The sequence below is a fragment of the Bradyrhizobium sp. genome, assembly GCF_050014615.1.
GTDB lineage: Bacteria > Pseudomonadota > Alphaproteobacteria > Rhizobiales > Xanthobacteraceae > Bradyrhizobium.
Window position 1 is genome coordinate 1 of record NZ_JBEKCZ010000351.1, and the last position, 2,764, is coordinate 2,764.

Sequence of the window (2,764 nt, forward strand, 5' to 3'; positions counted from 1 at the left end):
AGCACCCGGCCGGTGCGGCCGCGTTCCATCAAATCATACACCCATTGCCCGCAGGGGCGCGCGGTCGAGCCGTCCGTTGCGACCAGCGTTCCAGCGGCGCCCGGCGCAAGCGCGTTGATCGCATTCATCGTGGGGTCGGTGAAGGTCATGGCGGCATCCGGTGCCGCCGGCGTTGCGAATATCAGCACTTCGCGTCCGTCCAGCGCGACCGCGATGCCGCCGCCGGGCAGGCAACACAGCGCGGTGATGGGGCGGTCAAACCGCCTGACTTCCGTGGTGGCGGCGGAGGCGGCGTCGAGGCGCAGAATGGCTGTGCCGTCGGCGATGTAGAGCGCGTGGCCATCGGTGGCGAGATCCTCAGGCGCCTCGAACTGCCCGATGGTCTCGGCTTTTTCCAGGATCTGATTGGGTTTCAACGCGCCGTCGAACGACGGAACCGTAATGGTCGCCTCGCCCCGTCCCAGCAACCGGTCGGCGAAAGCCCTGAACGCGGCGATCACTTGCTTTTCCCCCAGCGCCGATCGTACTGAATAAAGTCCGGATCGGCGCCCGCGAGCTTGTAGCGTCCGATGCGATTGTTGGCGATGCCGCCGAGATAGAGATAACCACGATGCTCGCGCATCGATGTGATCATCGGATGGTTGACGCCGCGCAGGTCCCAGAGCGAATCGAGCACTTCGCCGCGTTCGTTGAATTTGATCACGCATCCGGTGTTGATGTTCGGGAACAGCCATTCGTCGATCGGAACCCGCTTGCCCATCCGCTTGCGGAAGCCGGGCATGCGCCACGCCAGATCGAGCGCGGGACTGCGCATGCCCACCATCGCCAGCCAGTAGTTTCCGTCCGAAGCCAGATTGATGTTGTCGGGATAGCCCGGCAGATTGTCCATCACGGTCTCGATCTTCCCGGTATCCGGGCCGTCGAACCAGTAGCGCTTGATCGAGCAGCCGAAGGTTTCGGCGAACAGGATCGACTTTCCGTCGCTTGCGATGCAGATGCCGTTGGGAAATTTCAACCCCCGCAGCACGGTGTGCGTCGTTCCTTTGTTCGGATCGTAGCAAATGATCCGGCCGTTACCGCGGGCTTCCAGCCCATCGACCGGCCATTCGTGCATTTCGTATCGCACCGTGGCTTCCGAAAAGAAAATCCGTCCGTCGTCGGCGATGTCGAGATCGTCGGCCAGCCGCAGCCGGCTGTCGTCGTTGACCGAATAAAGGCTGCGGTTGGTTTCGTCCGTGACCTTCTCGACCTTGCGGTCCGGCGTGATGCGATAGAGGCCCATCCCGCCGATGCACACATAGAGATTATCCTGGCGGTCGAAGGCCATGCCGAGCGGCTGGCCGCCGATATGGGCGAACACCTCCATCTCCTGGTAGTCGGGCGCCTTGAAACGGATGATGTCGCCGTGGCGTGAGCCGGCATAGAGATTGTCGTTGCGGTCGAGGATAACGTCTTCCGGGGCTTCGATGCGGCCAAGGCCGATCAATGAGACATCGCGCAGCTTGTCGTTCTGCGCGAACGGGCCGCTGCCCGGCGCGGTCGAGATCGCCGCCGCCAGTCCATGAAAGGTCGGACTGACATAGACCTTGCTGATGATGCGGGTGCGGTTTTTCAGCCAGCGAATGTCGATGGTGGCGGCGACCAGCAGCACGCCGGCCAGCACCATGCGGTTGACGCCGCCGCTCACCGACAGCGTGGTGAGGCCGTTGATCACGAACAACACGATCAGCGTGCCGACCAGCGCCTTTGTCACCGAGCCCTTGCCGCCGCCGAGGCTGATGCCGCCGAGCACGGTCGCGGTCAACACCGTCACTTCAAGTCCGACGCCGACATCGCCGCCGACGGTGCCGAGCCGGGCTGCGAAAAACAGCGCGCCGATCGCGGTCAGCACCCCGCTGGCGGTGTAGCAGAGCGCGATCGTGCGCCGCACCGGAATGCCGGAATTATAGGCCGAGCGGCGCGAGCCGCCGATCGCGGTGACATGCCATCCCGGCCGCAACCGGGTCAGGAACACATGTCCGAATATGGCGACCACGACATAGACCAGCACGACGCTGGGAACGCCGGCGACGACGCCGCCACCCACGAAATTCCAGGACGGAAAATCGGGGAAGGCGGCCGCGATCTTGTTGGAGTAGTCGAACAGCAGCAGGTCATAAGCGGAGCGGTAGATAATCAGCGTGATCAGCGTCGTGATGAAGGCCCGCAGCCGCAGATACCCGATCAGCAGGCCGTTGACGGCGCCGAGCACCGCGCCGCATGCTACCGTCGCGACAATCACCGCCGGTACCGGCCAGTCCAGCACGTTGAGACAGAACAGGGCACAGAAGTCGCACAGGGCGAACATCGATCCCACCGACAGGTCGATGCCGCCGACGATGACGACAAGGGCCATCCCGAGCACGACGAAGCCGATCTCGCCGGCCTGTCGTCCGGTATCGGCGAGGCCGCCGACGGACAGAAAGCCCGGGATCGAGCGGCTCAGCAAGATGGTGATGATCAGGAGAACGATGACCGGGATCGCGGTCTCGGTCCAGCGCTTGGACAGGATTTCGCCCAGAAGATGGTCCGGCCAGTAGCGATATCTCAAACGGAGAAGGACGTCTTGCATCGGTTGTCCGGGGTGAACGGAGGAATGTGATGGGTGCGCGGCGAGCCGCGTTTAGTTGGGACGAGCGGCCACGTGACTTCGTGGCCGCTCGCAGCGTCACCGTCGGATGATCTACTTCTTGAGGTCGCTGAGATTCCAGCAGGCGGTATCGCT

At 63.5% G+C, this 2,764-nt stretch carries 2 protein-coding genes; both read right to left on the bottom strand.

Annotation, left to right across the window (positions count from 1 at the left end):
• Positions 1–500, bottom strand: a 500-nt coding sequence (locus ABR948_RS29415; protein ID WP_490337859.1) for an SMP-30/gluconolactonase/LRE family protein, incomplete at its 3' end; no start/stop codon positions are given.
• On the bottom strand, positions 497–2,611 hold the full coding sequence (locus ABR948_RS29420) for an ABC transporter permease (RefSeq protein ID WP_428124819.1): 2,115 nt from the start codon (positions 2,609–2,611) through the stop codon (positions 497–499). The genes ABR948_RS29420 and ABR948_RS29415, both read right to left, overlap by 4 nt.
• Positions 2,612–2,764 lie beyond the last annotated feature (153 nt).